Genomic DNA, 19,567 nt, shown 5'->3' on the forward strand with positions numbered 1-19,567 from the left:
CGGGCCAATTTCGCATGCACATCCCGTTAGATCGCGAGCAGGACGTTCCGCTCTATTTACAGATCGAAGAAGCGCTGCGGCGCGCCATCCTCACCGGCGTGTTCGTCGATGGCGACAAGCTGCCCTCGACGCGCACGCTGGCGACCGAGCTGGCGGTCAGCCGTTTAACGGTGGATAACGCCTACGCCGAGCTGGCGGCCAAGGGCTTTTTGCATCAGCGGCGCGGCAGCGGCGCCTATGTCGCGCACCCGCAGGCGCAAACGCGCCCGGCCCGCCCGACCAGCGACGCCCCTTTCCCGCTGGAGAGCTTCACCACCCTCACCTCGCGTCTGGACGGCTACGCCGACGCCCCGCTGCCGGAGGGGCTGATCAACTTCGCCGCCGGCGTCGGCAGCCCCAAAATATTTCCGCTGGAGGCGTTTCGCAAAGTGCTGCTGTCAGTGCTCAGCCGCCACGCGGAAGAGGCCTTCAGCTACGGCGAATACTGCGGCTACTATCCGCTGCGCGATACGCTGAGCCGCATCCTCAGCGCCCAGGGCATCCCCACGCAGGCGGAACAGGTGCTGATCACCAACGGTTCGCAGCATGCCATCAGTCTGGTGGTGCAAAGCCTGCTGGCGCCGGGTGATACGGTGATCGTCGAAGAGCCGACCTATGCCGAAGCGCTGGGCCTGCTGCGCCAGCACCGCATCAATATCGTCACCGTGCCCGGCGACCGCCACGGCATGCGGGTGGATTTGCTGCCGGAGTTGTTGGAACGCCACCGCCCCAAACTGATCTACACCATCCCCAACTTCCACAACCCGACCGGCCGTTGCCTGAGCGAGACGCGCCGGCGACGTCTGCTGGCGATCGCCCAACAGGCCGGCGTGGTGATCCTGGAAGACGACTTCGTCGGCGATCTGCGTTATCAAGGCAAACAACTGCCGTCGCTGCGCGCGCTGGCGCAGCCGGGCGCGGTGATCTACGTCAGCACCTTCTCCAAAATGCTGCTGCCCAGCATGCGCATCGGCTATCTGGTGGCGGACAGCGAACACTATCAGCGTTTCGCCAGGCTGAAGCACGTCGACAGCTTCACCAGTTCCAGCCTGATCCAGCGGGCGCTGGACGCGTTCGTCACCGTCGGCCGTTACGACAAGCAGCTGCGGCGCGCCGGGCGCGTCTATCGCCTGCATCTGGAAGTGATGATCTACGCGTTGCAACGGCGGCTGCCGCCGGGGTGCCGTTTCGAAACGCCGCAAGGCGGCTTGTTTATCTGGCTGACGCTGCCCGCGACGGTGACCACCGCCGAACTGATGCCGGCGGCCTGGCGGCACGGCGTCACCTTTGCCCGCGGTGAATGCTTCTATGCGCAGGAACAGCTGGGCGCACACGGCCTGCGGCTAAACTTCGCCGCCAACTCGCCGCCGCAAATTGAAGAAGGTATCGCCCGGCTGTGCCGGGCGATTGAGGAAGTGATAGCGGAGAAAAGCGCCGGTTAGACGGCGGCCCACCACAGCCGCAGCTTCATCCCCCAGTAGCTGGTCCAGCCGGTGGTGCTCTGCACCACCTTGCCCTGCGAGATCACCACGAAGGTCGGCGTCACGCCAATCCGCCAATGCGCCGACAGCGCGCCGGCCGGATCGTTGACCACCGGCAGCGCCAGCCGTTTACGCGCCAGCCACTGTTTCACCTGGGTATCGCCGCCCGAGCGCAGCGCGACGGTCAGCACGTTGCCGCCCTCCGCCTGCAAGCGGGCGACGTCCGGCGTGGTGAAACGGCAAACGCCGCACCAACTGGCCCAAAAGTAAACCAGCAGCGGCCGCTCATGGCTAAGCTGCGCCAACGACACGCGCTCGCCGTCCAGCGAGGTCAGCGTCTGGGCATCGAAGGCCGGCGGCGCCTGCGGCGCGTTCAGCCAATCCATCACCGTGACCACCGCCAATGCGATCAGCGCCAGCAGCAGCAACTCGCGCCCCCAGCGCTTGAGCTTAGCCATTGTTGGCCTTCGCCAGCTGCTGCTTCACCATCGTTTCCAGCTCTTCATACGACACCGCCCCCGGCAGCATCCGATCGCCGATCAGCGTCGCCGGCGTTCCTTGTACGCCCAGTTGCTCCGCCAACGCCATATTGCTGCGCAGCGTGGTCATGCTCTGTTCGCTCGGCGCCACCGCCTTGACGCCGGTTTTCTCCTGCGCGGCGGCGATGCTGGCATTGTCGTGGAAGCCCTTTTTCGCCATCAGCCGCTGATGCAAGGCCCAGAATTGCTCCGGGTGCTGCTGCCAGGCAGTGAGCGCCACGCGCGCCGAGCTGACCGAACTTTCGCCCTTGAACGGCAGCAGCTTCACCACCAGCGCCACGTCCGGGTATTGCTTGACGATCTTCTCCAGCATCGGATCAAAACGCTTGCAGTACGGGCAGTTATAGTCGGTAAAGGTCACCAGCGTCAGTTTGGCGTTGGCGGCGCCCAGCCGCGGGCTGGCCGGATCCTGGTACAGCGTTTTGGCGTTCTGCTTGATAGCCTGGCTGATTTGCTCGCCGGCGGTTTGCTGCTGCCAGGCGTCCACCGCCTGCGCCAGAATGTCCGGGTTGGACACCAGCGTTTCGCGGATCATCTCTTTGATACGCGCCTCTTGTGCCGGGGTGAAAGGCTCGGCGGCCCACGCTGGGGCGGCGATGATCATCAGTAAAATCAGTAGTTTTTTCATTGTTCGGTTCCTTTGGCATGGGAAAGCGTTTGCAGCACGGCGTCACGGGTCAACAGCGGGGATAACACCTCGCCATCCGGGCTACCGGGGCCATAGATTTGGTTGAAAGGCACGGCGACGCTGCCGCGCCTTTGCAGGAAGGCGCTGATGTCGGCCGACGGGCGGCTCCAGTCGCCGCGCAGCGCGACCACATCATCGGCGCTCAATGCCCGCTGTATGTCATCGCGCAGCAGCACATTGAATTTGTTGGCTTTGCAGGTCACGCACCAGTCGGCGGTCACGTCGACGAACACCCGCTTATGCTGCGCCAGCGCCTCGGCGATCGCCTGTTCGCTCAGCGGTTGCCACTGCACCCGATCCTGCAAGGGTTGACGCCACAGACCGGCGGTCAGCGAGCCGGCCAGCAAGGCCGCGCCCGCCAGCACCAACGTGCCCGCCGCCAGCTTGGCCGCCAACCGTGCCCCCTGCTGGCGCCACACCGCCAGCAGTAATGCCAGCAGCGCCAGCGCCCCCAGCCACAGCGTGGCCTGCGCGCCGATATGATTGCTCAGCAGGCTCAGCAACCACAGTGACGACGCCAGCATCAGCAATCCCATCGCCAGCTTGACGGTATTCATCCAGCGGCCGGGGCGCGGCAATCGCAGCGCCAGCGACGGCCAGGCGGCTATCAGCAGCCACGGCAGACTCATGCCGATGCCGAGCGCGATGAACATGCCCCACAGCACCGGCAGCGACGCCGCCAGCGCGAAGGCCACCGCCGTGCCGAGAAACGGCGCCGAGCACGGCGTCGCCAGCAGCGTAGCGAACGCGCCCTGCCAGAAATGGCCGCTCAGACCGCGCCCGTTATGGGTCGCCAGCGAGGTATTCAAATCGGATGAGAGGCGCAGATGGAACAGGCCGAACAGGTTGGCGCTGAACAGCAGCGTCACCAGCACCATAAAGCCGATAAACCACGGATTCTGGAACTGAATGCCCCAGCCGAGCGCGTGGTTGCCGAGCCGCAGCAGCGTCATCAGCAGGGCCAACGCCATAAACGAGGCGACGATGCCCAGCGACGACGCCAGAAACTGCAGACGAACGCTGCGCCGATCGCGCCGCTCCACCTGCAGGATGGAGCCGAGCTTGATGCCCAACACCGGCAGGACGCACGGCATCAGATTGAGGATCAACCCGCCCGCCAGCGCCATCAATACCGCCTGCCATAACGGGAACGCCGCACCGGCGGGCGCGGCCAGCGGCTCGCCAATCGGCAGCGTAATCTGCTGCGCCATGCCGCCGTCGTCGATCACCAACGTCAGCGTTTTGCCGCGCAGATCCGGCGCCGCATCGCCCCAGCCATCGCTGACCGGCACTCGCGCCAACAGCTGAGCGCCGTCGGTCTCGACCTGCGGCTTGCCGAGATCGGCATCCGCCAGGGTATCGAAGAACAGCGCAGGCTGTTGCCAGCCGGCGGCGCGTTCGGCGGAAATCTGCAGCTCGCCGCTGCGATACCCGGCCTTGACGCTTTCCGCCAACCCGGCGGCGATCGGCACCTGCCCCATTGCCTGCGCGAAGTCATGGTTAAACTGCGGATCGTTCGGCGTGGTCAGATCCAGACTGAACGGGTAGTCGGTCAGAATGCAGACGTTGCTGCAGGTGGACAGCGTCAGCGTACCCGCCAGCGGGCCGGATACCTGGCCTGACATCACGATCGGCAGCGTGACCCGATCGTGATAGCCCTGGGTGGAAATGCCGGCCACCTCGAAACGCTGCGGCGTCGGCCAGTGCCAGGTCGCCGGCGGCGGGTTACCCTGCCAGACGATAGCCGGCGCGATGCCGCCTTCGCCTGGAGAGCGCCAGTAGGTTTTCCAGCCTTTTTGCAGCTCGACCGACAGCAGCAGACGGGTCTCTCCCGGCTGTGACGTGTCGGCGCGCAGCCGCACCTTGGCATGATCGTTGGCCGGGTTTTGCAGCCAGCCGCTGTCCGCCGCCTGCAAGGCAGGCAGCCACAGCATAAACAGGCAAGCGCAGGCCAGCCTGATAATTTTCAACATGTTAATTCTCCATAAATGATTAATTCACCGCGAAAAACGGGCGATTAACTCATTCACGGAAGACGCATAATCGAAGGTGCACCCTGAGGGTGGGCGGTGAAATGGCGCGGGGAGGAGGAATGCGCAGACGCGCGGCAATGGTCGGCGCCAACAGCGCCAGCAGCAGACCCAGCCCGAACAGCACGGTTTCGAACATTACCGGCGGCGCGGCCAGCAATGATTTGGCGCTCAGTTCACAAGGCGTCGGCTGCGCTTCGGCGGCGGCGTCGCTGGATTGCACGGCAGTGGCGGCCGGGATCCCCAGCGTTTGCTGCAGCGCATGCAGGCCCGCCATGCGCTGGGTCATGCACGTCAGCACCACCAGGCAAGCCAGGCATAAAAACCATTTTGCAATCCGCTGCCGTTTAACCATGCCATCCTCATGTTCAGATCTGGGGTTATCTTAGCGACGCAGACGCGTTTAGCAACGTTTTGTCGGTAAAGAAATGTCTGAGCGGCGGTATTGATGGCGGCGATTTACAGGTATCATAGACGGTAAGCCTGCGCTTTTCGCCGGGTACGATGACGATTCTCTCCTCCAGGCACACTGCGGGGATACACAGCGAAGGACTGGTGATATGCAACCTTTGAGTGGGCCGGGCACCCCAATCGCCGGCGAACGCCCCCCCTCCCCGGGCAAAACGGCGGCCACTGACGATCAACCCCTCTCTCCGGCGCAGCGCACGACGCTGGAAAAACTGATCGTGAAAATCATGACGCTCAGCCCGGCCAAATCGGCGGAGATCTGGGCGTCTCTGCGTCACGATCTCGGCGCCGACAAAGGCGGCGAACTGCTGGCGCGCCATTTTCAACCGGCGGAACAGCTGCTGCAAACGCGCCTGACGCAGGCGCAACAAAACCATGCCGGGCGCCAACTGCTGCAACAGCTGGCCGAATTGCTGCCGCAGGGCAATAACCGCCAGGCGGTCAGCGACTTTATTCGCCAGCAGTTCGGCCATACGGTGTTGAGCCAGCTGAGCCCACCGCAATTGCAGCAGGTGCTGAATCTGTTGCAGACCGGCGGCCTGACCATTCCCCAGCCGCAGCAAACCGCCACCAGCGATCGCCCGCTGCTGCCCGCAGAGCATCAAAGCCTGCAGCAGCAGATCACCAAACTCAGCGCCGCGACCGGCGAAGCGCCGGCTAAAATCTGGCAAACACTGTTCGATCTGGCGGGCGTGAAAACCAACGATCCGCTGCCGGCGCGCCACTTCCAGCTGCTGAACCAGTTTTTACAGGTGAAGGTGGCGCTCAGCCCGCAGAACGCGCCGACGCTGAACAACCTGCTGGCGGCGCTCAAACAGCCGGCGGATAAGCAAGAACTGCAGCAGATGAACGACTATTGCCAGGCGCGCTTCAACTGCGGCGCTAATGCGCCGCTGACGCACCCGCAAATGAGCGACGCCATTCATCAGCTGTTTGCCCGCCGTCTGGATAAAGCCGGCCAGACGCAGCCGATCGCCAGCCACCCTGTCGAACCGCAGCCGCTGCTCAACCCGCTGATCGCCGCTCTGCCTCTGCCGCTGCAAAAAGCGCTCAGCAAGCCGGCCGTGGCGCTGATCCTGCTGCTGTTGGCGTTGGCGGTCGTGCTGGCGCTGGTGTTTTAACGCCTCAGGCGCAGCCGCAGTCCTCAGCAGCCGCCCGATCGCGCAGCGATCCCGGCTGTTCTCCGATGGCCAATGGATGGCCATCGCGCAGCCAGAAGTCCAGCCCGCCGATCAATTCCTTCACCCTGAATCCCAGTTTCGCCAGCTTGTAAGCGCCTTTGGTGGATCCGTTGCAGCCAATGCCGTCGCAGTAGGTCACATACACCTTTTGACGATCCAGATGCGCCGTGCCGGCTTCATCCATCAGGCGATGCGGCAAGCTGAACGCGCCGGGAATATGCCCGGCGGCGTACAGCGCCTCCGCGCGGGTATCGATCACCACTATCCCGTCCACGCCATTGCGCAGATCTTCCGCCACATCCCAGGCATCCGCATAGCGGCTCAGTTTGGCCGCCAGGTAGGCCAAACTCTCTTCCGGCGACGCCGGCGGAAAAGCCAGCACCAATGATTCTTTCGACATATCACTTACTCCCGTGCATCAAGACAGATGACAATAGTGCCCCATTTTGGTCTTATGATTGATACCCATTATCCACAGATGATAAGACCCATTATGCGGCACACGCTGATCACGCTGTTTCAGCAATCGCCCCAGGCCGTCGGCACACTGCGCGATCGTTTGTGCGCGGCATTGCGGCAAGCCATCCACCACGGCGCATTGAGCATTGGGCAACGCCTGCCCTCCAGCCGAGTGCTGGCTGGGGATCTGAGCCTCTCAAGGGTGACCGTCGAAGCAGCCTACGGCCAGTTGGAGGCGGAAGGATATTTGCAGCGCCGCGTCGGCCAGGGCACCTTTGTGGCGATTACCATCGCCAAATCACCGCCGCCGGCAGCCGGCTCCGGCTTGCCGCGCCTTTCGCAGCGCGGCCAACAGATCGTGCAAACCGGCGGCTGCCGCGATCCGCAGCAGCCACAGGCGTTTGCCGCCGGCTCGCCGGATCTGCGCGCGTTTCCGCTGGCCTTGTGGAAGCAGCTGACCGCGCAGCGCCTGCGGCTACAGGGGGAAAGCCTGCTGCGCTACGGCGACCCACAGGGCTATTTGCCGCTGCGTGAAGCGATTGCCGCCCACGTCAACCAAACGCGCGGCGTAATCTGCGATGCAAACCAGGTTATCGTGCTGACCAGTTCGCAGCAGGCGCTGCAGCTGATCGCCACGTTGCTGCTGGACAGCGGCGACAGCGTCTGGATGGAAGAACCGGGTTACGCCGGGGCGAGAAACGCCTTTATCAGCGCCGGCGCCGCCCTGACGCCGGTGGCGGTAGACGGCGACGGCCTGCGCGCTGAGCCCTCCTTGCCCAAGCCGCGTTTGATTTATCTGACGCCCTCGCACCAATACCCAACCGGCGCAGCGCTCAGCCTGGCGCGCCGATTGGCATTGCTGACGCTGGCGGAAAGACAGCAGGCCTGGATCATTGAGGACGATTACGACAGCGAGTTTCATTACGACGGCCTGCCGATACCGGCGATGCAGGGCCTGGATCGCCGTGGCCGGGTACTGTACCTCGGCACCTTCTCCAAATCGCTGTTCCCTTCGTTGCGGTTGGCGTACCTGATCGTACCGCCCACGCTGGTTGAAGCGTTCGTCACCGCGCGCACGGTGTATGACGGCCACAGCGCGCAGCTGATGCAGGCGGTCACCGCCGAATTCATCCGCCAGGGGCACTTCGCCGCGCATATCCGCTACATGCGCCAACTCTACCATAGCCGGCGCGATGTGTTGCTGGCGGCAGTGCGCGAAAAACTCGGCCACTTCGCCACACCCGCTCCCGCTGCCGTCGGCCTGCAGCTCAGCGTCTGGCTGCCGCCCGGCCAGGAGGCGGCGCTCAGCCGGCAGGCGCGGCGGCTCGGCGTCCTTACGCCCGGGTTAACTACGCAATACCAAACGGTTCAGGCCCAGCGCGACGGATGGCTGCTGGGCTTTTCGGCCCTGACGCCGGGCGAGATCCGCAGCGCCGTCGAGCGGCTGGCGCGGATCGCCGCGGCTTAGCCCTGCCCCGGAGAGACGCCGGCCGGCTTATTGCTCGGTCAGGCGCATCTCCGCCACCAGCGGCAGGTGATCGCTCACCGCCGGCCAGTGCACGCCGTTCCAATCGCCGCTGGCGTTCGGCACCGTCAGGCTGTCCAGATGCCAACGCTGCGCATTGCCGCTAAAGATGTAATCCACCTTGATTTCGGCGTTTTCCGCTGGCCAGCTGCGGCCGTCCTGCCCGTTGGGCATGATATCGTTCCAATAGCGGCTCAGCTCCAGCCAGGTGACGCTGCCCGGCACGTCGTTCATGTCGCCGAACAGCAGTTTGATGCCGCGCACTTCGATGGTGCGATCGTTCAGCTCCCGTACCTGATCCAGACGCATCGTCGGATCTTCCTTGGTATCGAGGTGGGTGTTGAACAGGGTGATCGGCGTCGGGAACTCCGGCACATCGACCTTGGCGCTGAAGGCGATGCGCTGCTCGCGCTGGCCGGACGGCAACGGATAGATCACGGCGTCGTGCAGCGGATACTTCGAGAGAAACGCCAGGCCGTATTCACCGCCGTCGAAATCGATCGCCCGGCCGAACACCGCCTGCATGCCGGTCAGCTTCGCCAGTTCCGCCGCCTGATCAACCCGCCCGCTGCGGGCGGTGAGTTTATCCACCTCCTGCAGCGCCACCACGTCGACGTTCATCGCGCGAATCGCCTTGGCGATGGCGGTCATGTCGCTGACCTTGCCGGCGGCGATATTGAAGCTGGCGACGCGGATCTTCGGCGCCTGTTCCAGTTCGTAGGTTTTGTTCTTCAGGCCGCCCAACGCGCTGGCCACCTCGCGGCTGTTGGCGTTGCTGTTGGCGTGCCCGGTATCGGCAGACGACCAGGCGCTGTGAGAGATACCCAGGGACAGTAAGGTGATAAGCAGAGCGTGACCGGTGTGCATGAATTCTCCTTGAGGGACAGATAAGTGTTATGTGGGCGCATCCCGGCCCACAGCTAACACCGATTTTGCCGCAGAAACCTGCGACTATTTCCTAGTTGCACCGCTATTTTTCGTTTCTGCGCGATACTTCGCATTCTGGCGGTTTACGCATTGCACCGTTGGACAAACGGCTGATTTCGTTTTAAAACCGGTAGATTGCCAACCGCGAGGAGTTCCAATGACCAGCCCGATTGCCGAACAGCTTACCGAACGTTTCTTCCGCTATCTGGCGGTGACCAGCCAGAGTAACGCCGCCGCAGCCACCCTGCCCAGCACGCCGGGGCAGCATGAGATGGCGCAACTGTTGGCGGACGAGCTGAGCCGGCTCGGCCTGGCCGACGTGCAAATCGACGAGCACGCCACCGTGAGCGCGCGCAAGCCCGGCACCCAACCCGGCGCGCCGCGCATCGGCTTCATCACGCATATCGACACCGTGGACGTTTGCCTCTCGCCCGAGATTCGCCCGCAGCGCCTGCGCTTCACCGGCGAAGATTTATGTCTGAACGCCGAGCAAGACATCTGGCTGCGGGTCGCCGAGCATCCGGAGATCCTGCCCTACCGGAACGAAGAGATCCTGTTCAGCGACGGCACCAGCGTGCTGGGTGCCGACAATAAGGCGGCGGTCACCGTGGTGATGACGCTGCTGGCCAACCTGACCGCGGCCGATCGCCACGGCGATATCGTGGTGGCGTTCGTGCCGGACGAAGAAATCGGCCTGCGCGGCGCCAAGGCGCTGGATCTGCAGCGCTTCCCCGTCGATTTCGCCTACACCATCGACTGCTGCGAACTGGGTGAAGTGGTATACGAGAATTTCAACGCGGCGGCGGCGGAGATCCGCATCGAGGGAGTGACCGCCCACCCGATGTCGGCGAAAAACGTGTTAATCAACCCGATACGCATCGCCAACGACATCATAAACCGATTCGACGTGCAGGATACCCCGGAGCACACCGAGGGGCGCGAGGGTTATTTCTGGTTCACCGATCTGGCCGCCAACGCCAATCAGGCGACGCTGAAGGTGTCGATTCGCGACTTCGATCGCGCGGCGTTCGAGACGCGCAAGGCCCGCCTTGAGGAGACGGTGCGCCAGGTGGCGGCCAACTATCCGCGCGCCAACGTCAGCTGCAGCGTCAGCGACATCTACAGCAACATCAGCAACGCCATCGGCGAGGACCGGCGCGCTATCGATCTGATCTTCGGCGCCCTCGCCGCCCACGGCATCCCGCCGAAGGTGATCCCGATGCGCGGCGGCACCGACGGCGCGGCGCTCTCCAGCCGCGGCATCCTGACGCCCAATTACTTCACCGGCGCGCATAACTTCCACTCGCGCTTCGAGTTTTTACCCGTCAGCGCCTTCGTGAAATCCTATCAGGTGACCCGCAGCATTTGCCTGCTGGCCGCGCGGCAAAGCGGCCAACCGGCTTAGCTCATCACCCAACCGAGCAACGCGGCCCATACCAACAACGGCAGCGAATAATAGTGGAAGCGCAACCAGATCATGCGCTCCCCCGCCATGCGCAGCGCAATCAGGTTGGCGAGCGATCCGATCGCCAACCCGAAGCCGCCGGCGTTGACCGCATAGGCCAGCTGAGCGCTGGAAGGCACATAGTTGAGCAACAGTATGGTGGCCGGCACGTTGCTGACGATCTGCGACAGCCCAACGCCCAACGCATACACGCCGCCCTCGCTCAGCCCGGCGATGGCGGCGAACGCCGGCTGAAGCGGCGGCAAACGGGTAAACAGGCCGACATCGATGAACATGGCGGCGAACACGAAAATCAGGCTCCAGTCGATCTGCAACAGCACCCGGCGCGCCAGCAGCAAGAAACCGGCGAACACCGCCAACAGCCCATACAACGGCAGATCGAAATCGAGACTCAGCAGGAAAACCGCATACAGCCCTACACAGCTCAGCAACAGCGGCCGCTGGTAGGGATACCCCTCGGTATTCGGCGCTTTCACAATGTCGCGCGCCGGGAAGCTTAACCAGGTCAGCGCCAGCAAGCTCAACATCATTGCGGCGCCAAACGGCGCCATCTGGCCGATGAAACCGAGGAAAGAGAGGCCGGAGCGGCTCCACAGCAGGATATTTTGCGGGTTGCCGATCGGCGTCAGCAACGAACCGGCGTTCACCGCCAGCGCCTGGAAGATGATCAAGCGGCCAACCGGCAGCGCCGACAGCTTTTTCAGCGTGATGGTGAGCGGAATGACGATAAACAGCGCCACATCGTTGGTAAGAAACGACGACAGCAGCGCGGCGGAAAACACCAGGAACAGCGCCAGCCGCCGTTCGCTGAGCAAGCGGTTGATAATCTTGCGGCCGACAAAATCGAAGTAGCCGCTGACCTCCACGCCTTTGGTCAGCAGCATCAGCCCCAACAGGGTGATGAGGGTACGGCCGTCGATGAAACCACCCAGCGCTGTCAGCGGTTGCGGATGAAAAGCGAACATCGCCACGCCGGCCAGCAACAATGCATGCAAGAAGCGATCTTTGATAAAGGGGTGGATAAACCGAGAAATGGCGGTTGAACTCATGGTGGCTGCGTGAACCTCACCGAAAAGAATGGGCAGACGTTAGCTCAGACGCGGCTTCAGCGCCAGCAAAATGCTATTTTACCTTTATCCGCTTTTCATTTGCCGCGCTTTACTTTATTTGTAGCGGCTTTCTCGTTTTCAAAGGACATGTTATGGCTTCCCTGTTCGCCAAAGGGGCGTTGCTGAGCGCCTTATGCGCCCTGCTCGCCGCCTGCGACGATGCCTCCTCCCGCCCGCAAATCGATATCGACGGCAAGACCATGGGCACCTTCTACAGCGTTAAGGTCAGCGGTGACGTCGCGATCGGCAAACAAGAGCTGCAGCGGCAGATCGACACGGTGCTCGAACGGGCCAACGACGATATCTCTACCTACCGCGCCGATTCGGTGCTGTCTCGGTTTAACCGCAGCGCCAGCCTCGGGCCGCAGCCGATCCCGCGCGGCATGGCGGACATCGTGTTGATGGCTCAACGCATCGGCCGCGATACCGGCGGCGCCATGGATATCACCGTCGGCCCGCTGGTGAACCTGTGGGGATTCGGCCCAGACAAACATCCGGTCAAGGTGCCGGAACAGGCGCAGATCGACGCGGCGAAGCAGCGCACCGGCCTGCAGCACCTGAAGCTGATCAGCGACAACCGCGGGGAGTGGCTGCAAAAAGATCTGCCGGACATGTATGTCGATCTCTCGACGCTGGGCGAAGGTTATGGCGCGGATGAGTTGGTGCGCCTGATGAACCGCAACGGCATTACCAACTACCTGGTATCGGTCGGCGGCGCGGTCTCTTCACGCGGCGTCAACGGCCAGGGCAAACCCTGGCGGGTGGCGATCCAAAAGCCGACCGATCGTGAAAATGCGGTGCAGGCGCTGGTTGATCTGCACGGTTACGGCATCAGCACCGCCGGCAGCTACCGCAACTACTTTGAACAAAACGGCCAGCGCTACTCCCATGTCATCGATCCGATCACCGGCACGCCGATCAACCACCGGCTGGTTTCCGCCACGGTGATCGCCCCGACCGCGCTCGAGGCCGACGGCTGGGATACCGGTCTGATGGTGCTGGGCACGGAGAAAGCGTTGCAGCTCGCGGAAGAGAAAGGGCTGGCGGTCTACCTGATCAGTAAAACCGACGACGGTTTCAGCGCCGTGATGACGCCGCAGTTCAAAGCGTTTTTGGTGCAGTGAGATAAAAAAAGCCCGGCACGCAATGGCCGGGCTTAGTCCTGTTCCGCGCCGATCACTTGGTCAGCGCGATGATGCCGAGGGTCAGACCGGCAACCGCCGCCGCGCCGCCGGCGATCGCGCCCGCGGTTTCCCAGTTATCCTGAGTGGTGCCCTTCATGCAGGTGTTGGTGTGCACCAGACGCCCCTGGTCATCGTAGACCGGCACGCAGGGAGAATCGGTGGCGCATCCGGCCAATACGGCCGACAGTAACCCAACCGCAATTAACTTTTTCATACTTCTTGCCTCAATGTTCGATCACTTTATAAAGCTACGCCGAGCGATAATCACGCTACCAGGCTATTGTATGCCCAACGCGTGTAATGGCGAGGTAATGATGTGTCAGGGGATGTGATTTGGGAAAACTCCGAGCGCCCGGCAAGTGGGCTTTGAGCAATAAAAAGCCCGCGAAAACGCGGGCTTGATGGCGAGGTGAGGCTCAGGCGGGATTATTTCGCCAGTTTGCGCATCACCAGGGTGGCGTTGGTGCCGCCGAAGCCGAAGCTGTTGGACATCACGGTGGTCAGCTCGCGCTGAGTCGGTTGAGTCACGATGTTCATGCCGACCGCCTGCTCATCCAGGGTTTCGATGTTGATGCTCGGTGCGATAAAGCCGTGCTCCAGCATCAACAGGCTGTAGATCGCTTCCTGCACGCCCGCGGCACCCAGCGAGTGACCGGTCATCGCCTTGGTGGAGGAGATAGCCGGGGTATTGTCGCCGAATACTTCGCGAATGGCGCCCAGTTCTTTCACGTCGCCCACCGGTGTGGAGGTGCCGTGCACGTTGATGTAGTCGATCGGCGCGTCCAGATCCTGCATCGCCATCTTCATGCAGCGCACTGCGCCTTCGCCCGAAGGCGCAACCATGTCGGCGCCGTCGGAAGTCGCGCCGTAGCCGACGATTTCTGCGTAGATATGTGCACCGCGCGCCAGCGCGTGCTCCAGTTCTTCAACCACCACCATGCCGCCGCCGCCGGCGATGACGAAACCGTCACGATCGGCGTCGTAGGTGCGGGAGGCTTTTTCCGGCGTGTCGTTGTACTTGGTGGACAGCGCGCCCATCGCATCGAACTCGCAGGCCATTTCCCAGCACAGCTCTTCGCCGCCGCCGGCGAACACGATGTCCTGTTTGCCCAGCTGGATTTGCTCAACCGCGTTGCCGATGCAGTGTGCGGAGGTCGCGCAAGCGGAGCTGATGGAGTAGTTCACGCCGTGGATTTTGAATGGCGTCGCCAGGCAGGCGGAAACGCCGGAAGCCATGGCTTTGGTGACCACGTACGGGCCAACCGCTTTCAAGCCGCGCGGGCTGCGCATCGCATCGGCGCCGAACACCTGGAAACGCGGAGAACCGCCGCCGGAACCGGCGATCAGGCCTACGCGCGGGTTGTTTTGATACTCTTCTTCCTTCAGGCCGGAAGACGCGATCGCTTCTTGCATCGCCAGGAAGGCATAAATGGAAGCGTCGCTCATGAAACGCACCGCCTTGCGGTCGATCAGGCCGGTCGTGTCGAGCTTAACTTGCCCCCATACGTGACTACGCATGCCGGAATCTTTCAGCTCCTGGGAGAAAGTGATCCCAGAACGTCCTTCCTGCAGGCTTGCCAGGACCTCCTGCTGGTTATTACCAATGCTGGAGACAACTCCCAGGCCAGTAATCACTGCACGTTTCATTCAATACCTCTTCCACTATTAACCTACGGGATTTTGCATCGCACTTTAGCGTACAGATGTAAGCCGAACAAGTCCGATCAGCGTTTTTCAGCTTTATTGTTGTCCAGTTTGCGCCGGGGCGCCAGCGCCGTTAGAATTCGCGGCATCCCTTGAATTTCGAGCCATTGACCGTGAACCACGCCCCCATCCAAACCGCAACGCTAACCTGGAACGAACAGGGTACACCTGTTTCGAAACAGTTTGATGACGTCTATTTTTCCAATCAGGATGGGCTGGAAGAAACCCGTTATGTCTTCCTGCACGGCAATCGGCTGCCGCAGCGTTTCGCCGTCCACCCGCGCTCGCTGTTTGTCGTGGCGGAAACCGGGTTTGGCACCGGGCTCAATTTCCTCACGCTGTGGCAGGCCTTCGCCGGCTTCCGTCAGGCCGAGCCGGACGCGACGCTGCAGCGTCTGCACTTTATCAGCTTCGAAAAATTCCCCCTGCAGCAGGCTGACCTGGCGGCGGCGCATGCGCGCTGGCCGGAGCTGGCGCCTTACGCCGACGAACTACGCGCCCAATGGCCGCTGCCGTTGCCGGGTTGCCATCGCCTGCTGTTAGCCGAAGGCCGCATTACGCTCGATCTGTGGTTCGGCGACGTCAACGATCTGCTGCCGCAGTTTGACGCCAGCATGAATAACCAGGTGGATGCCTGGTTCCTCGACGGCTTCGCGCCGGCAAAGAATCCCGACATGTGGACCGATCAACTGTTCGCCGCCATGGCGCGTTTCGCCCGGCCGGGAGGCAGCTTCGCCACCTTTACCGCCGCCGGCTTCGTGCGCCGCGGCTTGCAACAGGCCGGTTTTCAGGTCAACCGCTGCAAAGGCTTCGGCCAAAAGCGTGAGATGCTCGCCGGCGAGCTCCCGGCCGATGCGCAGCCTGCCGCACACCCAGCGCCCTGGTATCGACGCCCGGCGGCGGACAACACCGCCGACATCGCCCTGATCGGCGGCGGCGTCGCCAGCGCGCTCACTGCGCTGGCCTTGCTGCGGCGCGGCGCCACCGTCACGCTGTACTGCGCCGATGAACAGGCGGCCGAAGGCGCATCCGGCAACCGCCAGGGCGCGATTTATCCTTTGCTGAACGGCAGCGGCGACGCGCTGGAGAGTTTCTTCAGCGCCGCGTTTCCCTTCGCCCGCCGCCAATACGACGCCCTGTTGCAACAAGGCGTCGCCTTCGATCACCAGTGGTGCGGCGTCAGCCAGTTGGCCTATGACGAAAAGAGCAGCGCCAAGATCGCCAATATGCTGAAAACCGACTGGCCGCAGGCCTTGGCGATGGCGGCCGACCGCGAGACGCTCAGCGAACGCTGCGGCGTCGATACCGGCTTTGGCGGCATCACCTACCCGCTAGGCGGCTGGCTGTGCCCGGCCGAGCTGACGCGCGGCGCTATCGCGCTGGCGCAGCGCCAGGGCTTGGTCTGCCGCTACCGGCACGATGCAAAGATGCTGACGCAGGAAGAAAACGGCTGGCGCATCGATTTCGCCAACGGCGACTGCCGGCGCCATGCGACGGTGATCCTGGCCAACGGCCATCGGTTGGCCGAGCTGGCGCCGACGGAAGCCCTGCCGCTGTATTCGGTACGCGGGCAGGTGTCGCATATCCCGACCTCGCCGGCCCTCGGTCAACTGAAGCAGGTCTTGTGCTACGACGGCTACCTGACGCCGATTAATGCCAACAACGGCCAGCACTGCATTGGCGCCAGCTATCAGCGCGGCGACATCGCCACCGACTACCGCGAGCAGGAGCAACAGGAAAACCGCGAGCGCCTGCTGCGCTGCCTGCCGGAGCAGGCCTGGCCGCAGCAGGTGGACGTCAGCGCACGCCAGGCGCGCTGCGGCGTGCGCAGCGCCACCCGAGATCATCTGCCGATGGTCGGCGCGCTGCCGGACTATCAGGCCACGCTGACGCAGTATCAGGATTTGCAGCGGCAAAATCAGCGCGGCGAAACCGTCGCCGATGCGCCGGTCTATCCCGGCCTGTTCGCTATCGGCGGATTAGGCTCGCGCGGGCTGAGCTCGGCGCCGCTGGCGGCGGAAATTTTGGCGGCGCAGCTGTTCGGCGAGCCGTTGCCGGGCGATGCGCGCCTGCTGGCGGCGTTGAATCCGAATCGGATGTGGGTGCGGAAATTACTGAAGGGACGTGCGGTTTAATCAACCCGGAGGGGCGCGGCGATCGCGCCCCGGCATGGCGGTCAGGCGGCAGGGGTGGCAGCCTGATAGAGGTTTTCCCACATGCCGCGCACCAGGATCTGATCCGGCGGCGAAAGTTCACCGGCGGCGATCGCCTTGTGCAGGCTCTCCTCCACCCGCGCTTTCAGCGCTTCAGCGGTGTGTTCGCCCTGCTCTTCCGCTTCGGCCACCGCCAGCGTCAGATGACCGCGCAGGTAGCCACCGGCAAACAGTTCATCATCGCTGGCGTGCTCTACCATGTCATCAATCAGCGCCAAAATGCGCGCTTCAAATTCTGCGATCATCAAATTTCCTCATTAAATAACGGACTGTGGCGTCAGTTGAGATCTTCCGGGTACGGAAAATGCTCGGCCGCCAACGGTGGCGTATTGTAGAACGATTGCAGCGCCTGAATAAAGCGCGCAGGCCTTGTGGGTATTCCCTGCTCCAGCAGCGTCAATACCCGGTCGCGCACCTTGCGTTGGAACGCAATGCGATCCGGCTCGCAGTCGCCATTCAGGTTGTCGCAGCTGACGTTAAACGGGAAACCGGCCGCCACGCAGAACATCCATTCCAGCGCCTGCGGTTTTATCTCCACGGCTTCGAATTCGCTCTGGGTCTGCGCGTCGCGCCCGTCCGGGCAATACCAATAACCGAAGTCCACCAATTGACGGCGCGCTTCACCGGCGATGCACCAGTGCGAGATTTCGTGCAGGCCGCTGGCGTAGAAACCGTGGGCGAACACGATTCGGTGATACGGCAGTTCATCGTCGGCCGGCAGGTAAATGGGTTCGTCGTCGCCCTTCACCAGGCGAGTGTTGTAGTCATCGCTGAAGCAGCGATTGAAGATCTCGATCAGCTGTTCATAGCGATGACGGGTCTGCGTGTCTGACATAAAAACTCTATAACCACAAAAATAAAGAGGCCATTATACCCGATAAGACAGGGCGCGTAAGCAGCGCCCCCTTTTCATCTTTAACCGTGCATCAAGGCGGTCAACCACTGCTGAATTTCCGCGCCGTGATTGTCGTACAGCAACTTGAGGCTCATCACCAGCGAAACGATCACGATCATCGGCCGAATCAATTTCTGGCCGCGGGTCAGCACCATGTGCGCGCCCAGACGCGCCCCCAGCACCTGCCCCACCAACATCACCAGACCGATGCTCCACACCACCTTGCCGCCGATGATGAACAGCGCCAACCCGCCGACGTTGGAGGTAAAGTTCAGCACTTTGGCGTGCGCCGTGGACTTGGCGAGGTTGAAACCGCACAGCGTCACGTAGGCCAACGCGTAGAATGAACCGGCGCCGGGGCCGAAAAAGCCGTCGTAAAACCCGACGCAACCACCGGCCACCAGCCCGAACGGCAAGGCGCCAAGGCGGCGTTGACGATCTTCCTCCCCCAGTCGCGGCATCAACAAGAAATAGAGACCGATGCCGATCACCAGCAGCGGCAACATCTGCCGCAGCAAATCGGCGCGCATATGCTGCACCAAAATGGCGCCGGCGATCGAGCCGATCAGCGTCAGAAAAATCGTCAGCTTCTGGTCGTTGAGATTCACCGCTCGCCGACGAATGAAGTACAGACTGGCGGAGAAGGAGCCGCCGACCGACTGCAACTTATTGGTCGCCAGCGCCTGCGCCGGAGGAACCCCCACCGCCAGCAGGGCCGGCACCGTCAGCAACCCGCCGCCGCCGGCGATGGAGTCGATAAACCCCGCCAGCAGCGCTACCGCAAACAACACCCCGAGCATCTCGGGGCCAATGACGAACCAGTCCATGTGTTATTCCGCTGAGAAATGGTGATCCAGCAATGCCTGACAGGTCGGCGGTAACGGCGGCGGCACGGGTTTGCCCGGCTTCGCGTTCGGCTGATGCGGTACGAACCAGCTCGCCAGTTCGGCGCCGCAGCCGTCGCCCGGCGGCGGCGTATCCTGCTCCTGGCACTCCAGGCTGCCGGCCGGACAACGCAGACGCACGTGCATGTGCGCACGGTGGCCGAACCACGGCCGCACCTTGTGCAACCAGGCCCGATCGGCGCCGGCATCCAGGCACAGGCGCTGCTTGATCGCCGGATTGACGAAGATGCGCGTCACCTCCGCATCCTGTGCCGCCAGCTTAATCAGCGACTCAATTTGCGGTTGCCATTGGCGCGCCACCACCTGCTTGCCGTCGCCCGACACCAGGTCGATCGGCTGCGGCTTCAGCAATTGCTGCGCGCTCCAGCGTTGGCGCGGCAACTGCAGCCAGATGTCAACATCGAGCCCCGACTGGTGGCTGGCGTGGCCGCTGCTGAAGCGCCCGCCGGCCGGCATCGCCATGTCGCCGATCAGCACCGTGCCCAGCGCTTTCTGATTCGCCTGGCTGCTGAGACGCTGAATGAACGCCAGCAGATCCGGGTGGCCGAAATAGCGGCGCTGGTCGGTACGCATCACCTGGTAGTTCGGTGAGTTCAGCGGCAGCGGCTGCGCGCCGATGACGCAACCGTTGGCGAAACCGCCCACCGCCTGCGGCGCGCCGGCCACCGGATGGTCGATTTTCTGCCACGGCGTCAGCGCCATGGCGGAAGCAGAGGCCGTCAGGGCCAGCAGGCCCAACATCCAGTTTTTCATGG

19 protein-coding genes are annotated in these 19,567 nt (G+C 63.0%); 6 read left to right on the forward strand and 13 right to left on the reverse strand.

Annotation, left to right across the window (positions count from 1 at the left end):
* Positions 1 to 14 precede the first annotated feature (14 nt).
* A complete protein-coding gene (gene pdxR / locus J0F90_RS17055) occupies positions 15 to 1,481 on the forward strand; it encodes a MocR-like pyridoxine biosynthesis transcription factor PdxR (RefSeq protein WP_033639764.1) in 1,467 nt (488 codons plus the stop codon).
* On the opposite strand, the gene J0F90_RS17060 is transcribed toward pdxR (J0F90_RS17055), so the two are convergent.
* From J0F90_RS17060 to J0F90_RS17075, 4 genes are read right to left on the reverse strand one after another with little or no spacing between them, the layout of a single operon-like run.
* Positions 1,478 to 1,978, reverse strand: a complete 501-nt coding sequence (locus tag J0F90_RS17060) for a protein disulfide oxidoreductase (RefSeq protein WP_033639763.1) — start codon at positions 1,976 to 1,978, stop codon at positions 1,478 to 1,480. The two genes, pdxR (J0F90_RS17055) and J0F90_RS17060, sit on opposite strands and share 4 nt — an antisense overlap.
* On the reverse strand, positions 1,971 to 2,687 hold the full coding sequence (locus J0F90_RS17065) for a DsbA family protein (RefSeq protein ID WP_033639762.1): 717 nt from the start codon (positions 2,685 to 2,687) through the stop codon (positions 1,971 to 1,973). The genes J0F90_RS17060 and J0F90_RS17065 overlap by 8 nt, the downstream gene beginning before the upstream one ends.
* On the reverse strand, positions 2,684 to 4,720 hold the full coding sequence (locus J0F90_RS17070) for a protein-disulfide reductase DsbD family protein (protein WP_033639761.1): 2,037 nt from the start codon (positions 4,718 to 4,720) through the stop codon (positions 2,684 to 2,686). The genes J0F90_RS17065 and J0F90_RS17070 overlap by 4 nt, the downstream gene beginning before the upstream one ends.
* A 49-nt stretch (positions 4,721 to 4,769) precedes the next feature.
* Positions 4,770 to 5,132: a hypothetical protein gene (locus J0F90_RS17075; RefSeq protein WP_033639760.1), complete on the reverse strand. Its 363-nt coding sequence runs from the start codon at positions 5,130 to 5,132 to the stop codon at positions 4,770 to 4,772.
* A 205-nt stretch (positions 5,133 to 5,337) separates the two neighbouring features.
* Between J0F90_RS17075 and flk the strand changes: the two genes are divergently transcribed.
* On the forward strand, positions 5,338 to 6,366 hold the full coding sequence (flk, locus tag J0F90_RS17080) for a flagella biosynthesis regulator Flk (protein ID WP_033639759.1): 1,029 nt from the start codon (positions 5,338 to 5,340) through the stop codon (positions 6,364 to 6,366).
* 4 nt (positions 6,367 to 6,370) lie between these two features.
* Here the strand turns inward: flk and J0F90_RS17085 are convergent, their stop codons facing one another.
* On the reverse strand, positions 6,371 to 6,826 hold the full coding sequence (locus J0F90_RS17085; RefSeq protein ID WP_033639758.1) for a rhodanese-like domain-containing protein: 456 nt from the start codon (positions 6,824 to 6,826) through the stop codon (positions 6,371 to 6,373).
* A gap of 93 nt (positions 6,827 to 6,919) precedes the next feature.
* Between J0F90_RS17085 and pdxR (J0F90_RS17090) the strand changes: the two genes are divergently transcribed.
* Positions 6,920 to 8,353 (forward strand): MocR-like pyridoxine biosynthesis transcription factor PdxR, encoded by a 1,434-nt coding sequence (gene pdxR, locus J0F90_RS17090; RefSeq protein ID WP_195757901.1) that lies wholly within the window; start codon positions 6,920 to 6,922, stop codon positions 8,351 to 8,353.
* A 27-nt stretch (positions 8,354 to 8,380) separates the two neighbouring features.
* On the opposite strand, the gene J0F90_RS17095 is transcribed toward pdxR (J0F90_RS17090), so the two are convergent.
* Positions 8,381 to 9,277: an endonuclease/exonuclease/phosphatase family protein gene (locus J0F90_RS17095; RefSeq protein WP_016926861.1), complete on the reverse strand. Its 897-nt coding sequence runs from the start codon at positions 9,275 to 9,277 to the stop codon at positions 8,381 to 8,383.
* Between the two features lie 217 nt (positions 9,278 to 9,494).
* Between J0F90_RS17095 and pepT the strand changes: the two genes are divergently transcribed.
* Positions 9,495 to 10,742, forward strand: a complete 1,248-nt coding sequence (gene pepT, locus J0F90_RS17100; RefSeq protein WP_033639756.1) for a peptidase T — start codon at positions 9,495 to 9,497, stop codon at positions 10,740 to 10,742.
* Here pepT and J0F90_RS17105 read toward each other — a convergent pair.
* Positions 10,739 to 11,851 (reverse strand): SLC13 family permease, encoded by a 1,113-nt coding sequence (locus J0F90_RS17105; RefSeq protein WP_033639755.1) that lies wholly within the window; start codon positions 11,849 to 11,851, stop codon positions 10,739 to 10,741. The two genes, pepT and J0F90_RS17105, sit on opposite strands and share 4 nt — an antisense overlap.
* A 152-nt stretch (positions 11,852 to 12,003) precedes the next feature.
* Between J0F90_RS17105 and apbE the strand changes: the two genes are divergently transcribed.
* Positions 12,004 to 13,035 carry an FAD:protein FMN transferase ApbE gene (apbE, locus tag J0F90_RS17110; protein ID WP_033639753.1) on the forward strand — a complete coding sequence of 344 codons (1,032 nt, stop codon included), beginning with the start codon at positions 12,004 to 12,006 and terminating at the stop codon, positions 13,033 to 13,035.
* Positions 13,036 to 13,087: 52 nt separating this feature from the next.
* Here the strand turns inward: apbE and J0F90_RS17115 are convergent, their stop codons facing one another.
* Together J0F90_RS17115 and fabB are read right to left on the reverse strand one after the other, a co-directional pair.
* Positions 13,088 to 13,309, reverse strand: a complete 222-nt coding sequence (locus J0F90_RS17115) for a putative periplasmic lipoprotein (RefSeq protein ID WP_004936201.1) — start codon at positions 13,307 to 13,309, stop codon at positions 13,088 to 13,090.
* Between the two features lie 212 nt (positions 13,310 to 13,521).
* Positions 13,522 to 14,742, reverse strand: coding sequence for a beta-ketoacyl-ACP synthase I (gene fabB, locus J0F90_RS17120; RefSeq protein ID WP_004936203.1), 1,221 nt, complete (start codon positions 14,740 to 14,742; stop codon positions 13,522 to 13,524).
* A gap of 170 nt (positions 14,743 to 14,912) precedes the next feature.
* On the opposite strand from fabB, the gene mnmC reads away from it, so the two are divergent.
* Positions 14,913 to 16,934: a bifunctional tRNA (5-methylaminomethyl-2-thiouridine)(34)-methyltransferase MnmC2/FAD-dependent 5-carboxymethylaminomethyl-2-thiouridine(34) oxidoreductase MnmC1 gene (gene mnmC / locus J0F90_RS17125; protein WP_033641381.1), complete on the forward strand. Its 2,022-nt coding sequence runs from the start codon at positions 14,913 to 14,915 to the stop codon at positions 16,932 to 16,934.
* 41 nt (positions 16,935 to 16,975) lie between these two features.
* Here the strand turns inward: mnmC and J0F90_RS17130 are convergent, their stop codons facing one another.
* The 4 genes from J0F90_RS17130 to mepA all read right to left on the reverse strand — a co-directional run bounded on the left by J0F90_RS17130 (position 16,976) and on the right by mepA (position 19,565).
* Complete coding sequence (locus J0F90_RS17130) at positions 16,976 to 17,257, reverse strand: YfcL family protein (RefSeq protein ID WP_016926855.1); 282 nt, start codon at positions 17,255 to 17,257, stop codon at positions 16,976 to 16,978.
* Between the two features lie 32 nt (positions 17,258 to 17,289).
* On the reverse strand, positions 17,290 to 17,847 hold the full coding sequence (locus tag J0F90_RS17135) for an elongation factor P hydroxylase (RefSeq protein ID WP_016926854.1): 558 nt from the start codon (positions 17,845 to 17,847) through the stop codon (positions 17,290 to 17,292).
* An 80-nt stretch (positions 17,848 to 17,927) separates the two neighbouring features.
* Complete coding sequence (locus J0F90_RS17140; RefSeq protein WP_016926853.1) at positions 17,928 to 18,734, reverse strand: sulfite exporter TauE/SafE family protein; 807 nt, start codon at positions 18,732 to 18,734, stop codon at positions 17,928 to 17,930.
* A 3-nt stretch (positions 18,735 to 18,737) separates the two neighbouring features.
* On the reverse strand, positions 18,738 to 19,565 hold the full coding sequence (gene mepA, locus J0F90_RS17145; RefSeq protein ID WP_033639752.1) for a penicillin-insensitive murein endopeptidase: 828 nt from the start codon (positions 19,563 to 19,565) through the stop codon (positions 18,738 to 18,740).
* Positions 19,566 to 19,567: the final 2 nt, after the last annotated feature.

The organism is Serratia marcescens subsp. marcescens ATCC 13880, assembly GCF_017299535.1.
Taxonomy (GTDB): domain Bacteria; phylum Pseudomonadota; class Gammaproteobacteria; order Enterobacterales; family Enterobacteriaceae; genus Serratia; species Serratia marcescens.

What these genes read in the sequence shown, in the direction of transcription:
- J0F90_RS17140 (WP_016926853.1), bottom strand. Translation starts at nt 18,734, where the DNA reads ATGGACTGGTTCGTCATTGGCCCCGAGATGCTCGGGGTGTTGTTTGCG.
- pepT (WP_033639756.1), top strand. Translation starts at nt 9,495, where the DNA reads ATGACCAGCCCGATTGCCGAACAGCTTACCGAACGTTTCTTCCGCTAT.
- mepA (WP_033639752.1), bottom strand. Translation starts at nt 19,565, where the DNA reads ATGAAAAACTGGATGTTGGGCCTGCTGGCCCTGACGGCCTCTGCTTCC.
- J0F90_RS17130 (WP_016926855.1), bottom strand. Translation starts at nt 17,257, where the DNA reads ATGATCGCAGAATTTGAAGCGCGCATTTTGGCGCTGATTGATGACATG.
- J0F90_RS17095 (WP_016926861.1), bottom strand. Translation starts at nt 9,277, where the DNA reads ATGCACACCGGTCACGCTCTGCTTATCACCTTACTGTCCCTGGGTATC.
- J0F90_RS17070 (WP_033639761.1), bottom strand. Translation starts at nt 4,720, where the DNA reads ATGTTGAAAATTATCAGGCTGGCCTGCGCTTGCCTGTTTATGCTGTGG.
- J0F90_RS17065 (WP_033639762.1), bottom strand. Translation starts at nt 2,687, where the DNA reads ATGAAAAAACTACTGATTTTACTGATGATCATCGCCGCCCCAGCGTGG.
- pdxR (WP_033639764.1), top strand. Translation starts at nt 15, where the DNA reads ATGCACATCCCGTTAGATCGCGAGCAGGACGTTCCGCTCTATTTACAG.
- apbE (WP_033639753.1), top strand. Translation starts at nt 12,004, where the DNA reads ATGGCTTCCCTGTTCGCCAAAGGGGCGTTGCTGAGCGCCTTATGCGCC.
- pdxR (WP_195757901.1), top strand. Translation starts at nt 6,920, where the DNA reads ATGCGGCACACGCTGATCACGCTGTTTCAGCAATCGCCCCAGGCCGTC.
- J0F90_RS17105 (WP_033639755.1), bottom strand. Translation starts at nt 11,851, where the DNA reads ATGAGTTCAACCGCCATTTCTCGGTTTATCCACCCCTTTATCAAAGAT.
- J0F90_RS17060 (WP_033639763.1), bottom strand. Translation starts at nt 1,978, where the DNA reads ATGGCTAAGCTCAAGCGCTGGGGGCGCGAGTTGCTGCTGCTGGCGCTG.
- J0F90_RS17085 (WP_033639758.1), bottom strand. Translation starts at nt 6,826, where the DNA reads ATGTCGAAAGAATCATTGGTGCTGGCTTTTCCGCCGGCGTCGCCGGAA.
- J0F90_RS17115 (WP_004936201.1), bottom strand. Translation starts at nt 13,309, where the DNA reads ATGAAAAAGTTAATTGCGGTTGGGTTACTGTCGGCCGTATTGGCCGGA.
- fabB (WP_004936203.1), bottom strand. Translation starts at nt 14,742, where the DNA reads ATGAAACGTGCAGTGATTACTGGCCTGGGAGTTGTCTCCAGCATTGGT.
- J0F90_RS17135 (WP_016926854.1), bottom strand. Translation starts at nt 17,847, where the DNA reads ATGTCAGACACGCAGACCCGTCATCGCTATGAACAGCTGATCGAGATC.
- flk (WP_033639759.1), top strand. Translation starts at nt 5,338, where the DNA reads ATGCAACCTTTGAGTGGGCCGGGCACCCCAATCGCCGGCGAACGCCCC.
- J0F90_RS17075 (WP_033639760.1), bottom strand. Translation starts at nt 5,132, where the DNA reads ATGGTTAAACGGCAGCGGATTGCAAAATGGTTTTTATGCCTGGCTTGC.